The 2608-nt window shown below is 76.8% G+C and carries 2 protein-coding genes; both read left to right on the top strand.

Annotated features, from left to right (window positions below; translation table 11 throughout):
• Positions 1 to 388: 388 nt before the first annotated feature.
• A complete protein-coding gene (locus AAHZ94_RS32375; protein WP_349997279.1) occupies positions 389 to 1330 on the top strand; it encodes a nucleoside hydrolase in 942 nt (313 codons plus the stop codon).
• A gap of 377 nt (positions 1331 to 1707) precedes the next feature.
• Positions 1708 to 2367, top strand: coding sequence for an HD domain-containing protein (locus tag AAHZ94_RS32380; protein ID WP_349997280.1), 660 nt, complete (start codon positions 1708 to 1710; stop codon positions 2365 to 2367).
• Positions 2368 to 2608 lie beyond the last annotated feature (241 nt).

Here is a 2608-nt window from a genome sequence, read left to right on the forward strand (position 1 = left end):
GGCGCGGCGGGGGGGGGGGGGCGGGGGCCGCGCGGCGCCCGGCGCGCGCCACCCCCACCCCCCCCCCCGCCCCCCCCCCCCCCGGCGCGGCCGCGGGGGGCCCCCCGCCCCCGCGCCCCCGGGCCCGCAGCCCGCCCCGGCCGCCTGCCCCGCACAGCGGTCCCGACCACACCGCGGCTGACCCCAACCGGCCGCACCGCGTCCGGCGTACGACCCGGCCCCCACCGGCGGCGCGCGTAACCCACCGCCCGCCGGCCACACACCCACAAGGCACACCCCGACCACCACGGTCACCACCACGGCCCGCCCGCCGTCCGGCCACCCTGCGGCGGCCCCAGCCGAGGGCCGTGGTCACTGCCGTGTTCCACCTCCCGGAGGGAGCTCACCCATGAGCGTGCTGGTCATCGACACCGACCCCGGGCTCGACGACGCCCACGCCCTGGCCATGGCCCTGGTCCCCGCGCCCCGGCGCCCGCACGTCCCGGTCGCCGCGGTCTGCACGGTCGCCGGCAATGTCGGCATCGACACGGTGACCGACAACGCCCGCTGGCTGTTGGGCGCGTACGGCGAGGACGCGGCCACGGTCCCGGTGTACCGGGGCGCCGCGGGGCCCATCGCAGGGCCGCGCAGCGAGGCACCCGACATCCACGGCGCGGACGGCCTCGGCGAACTCGGCCGCTGGTCCGTCACGCAGACCGGGGAACAAGGCACGCCGGCGGCGCTCGCGCTCATCGAGACCGCCCACCGGCACCCGGGCGAGACCACCCTCGTCGCCCTCGGCCCGCTCACCAACGTCGCCCTCGCCCTCAGGCTCGAACCGCGACTGCCACAACTCCTGGACCGGGTGGTGGTGATGGGCGGCGCCATCCACGGCCGGGGCAACCTCACCATCAGCGCCGAATTCAACACCGGAGCCGACCCGGCCGCCGCCGACCTGGTCTTCGCCCACTTCCCCGGACTCGTCCTGCTGTCCTGGGAAACCACGCTGGACCACGCCTTCGCCCCGGCCGAGTTCACCTCCTTCTTCGACGGTCCGAGCCGCGCCGCAGCCACCCTGCGGCGGGTGGTGGCCAACCGGTTCGTCACCGACCCGTCCTACGCGCAGCGCAGCGCGTACGTCCGCGCCGACCCGCTGGCCATGGCCGTCGCACTCGACCCGACCGTGGTCACCCAGGCGTCCGAACACCGCGTCTACGCCGAGTACGCACCCGGCAGCGCCCGCCACGGCGCCACCGCCGTCGACTGGCGAGACACCCTGCGGGACCGGCCGCCGGTCACCATCGTCGAACGGCTCGACCGCGACCGACTGCTCGAACTCCTCCACGTCTGACCAGCGGCCGGGCCACCCACCTGGGCACGACCTGGCTGCGCCACCCACCTGGGCACAGCCTGGCCGGGCCATCGGTCCGGGCCCGGTTCGGTCGGGCCCACCCACCGGGGCACGGCCCACCCGGGCACGGCCCACCCGGGCGCGGCCCGGCCGGCCCGCGCTGCCCGCGCGTACGGCCACCGCTTCCCGAACCACTCGCGCGTACGGAACGGGGCCGCGGCAACTCCACCGACGGGGGTGCCGCAGACTGACCCGGGGGACACGGCCCACCGCACCGGCGCCCACCGCACCGGCGCTCGCCGGCCGGCACCACCGGCCCGCGCCGCCCGACCATCCCCGCACGCCCGAGACAGCCGACGGCCCTGGGAAAGGACGACATGACCACCTCACCGCCCACCCGCGACACCACGAAGCCGCTCCTGGACACCGAGGAACTCCGCCTCGACATACCTGAACGCCTGGCCCAGCAGATCGCCTTCATCGCCGAGACCGACCGGCTGAAGACCGTCCTGCGGCTGAGCCCCCTGCTGTCCGCCGACCGGCGCGAGAACGACGCCGAACACTCCTGGCACCTGGCCCTGATGGTGCTCCTGCTCGCCGAGTACGCCAACGAGCCCATCAACGTCGAACGCACCCTCAAGCTCGTCCTGGTGCACGACCTCGTCGAGATCTACGCGGGCGACACCTGCCTGTTCGACGACGTGGCCCGCCAGACCCAGGCCGAGCGCGAACGCGCCGCGGCCCAGCGGCTGTTCGCGCTCCTCCCGGCCGACCAGGAGGCCGAGTTCCACGCGCTGTGGGACGAGTTCGAAGAACGCCACACCCCCGAGGCGAAGTTCGCCAAGGCGCTCGACCGGTTCCAACCCCTGCTCCTGAACGCGGGCAACGAGGGCGGCACCTGGCGCGCCCCCGACGTCACCCACCCCCGCGTCCACGAGCGCACCTCGGTCATCGACCAGGGCTCCCACACCCTGTGGAACTGCACCGAACAACTGCTCGCGGCGGGGGTGCGGGAGGGCTGGCTGAAGAACGGGTAGACCACCGGGCCTGCGGGGCCGGCAGGGCCACCGGGCTGGTACGGGTCGACAGCCCCTGGCCCTGCGACCCGGGGGCTACGAGGCGTCGCCGCCCGGCCGCGGCGGCACCCGAACCGCATCAGCCGAGGGGCGCTCGGCGGGCGGGGCGCGCCCCCCCCCGCGGGGGGGGGGGGGGCCCCCCCGGCGGGGGGGGGGGCCCCCCCCCCCCCCCGGGGGCGCCCCCCCCCCCCCCGGGGGGCCC

The sequence above is a fragment of the Streptomyces sp. HSW2009 genome, from assembly GCF_040240285.1.
Taxonomy (GTDB): Bacteria; Actinomycetota; Actinomycetes; order Streptomycetales; family Streptomycetaceae; genus Streptomyces.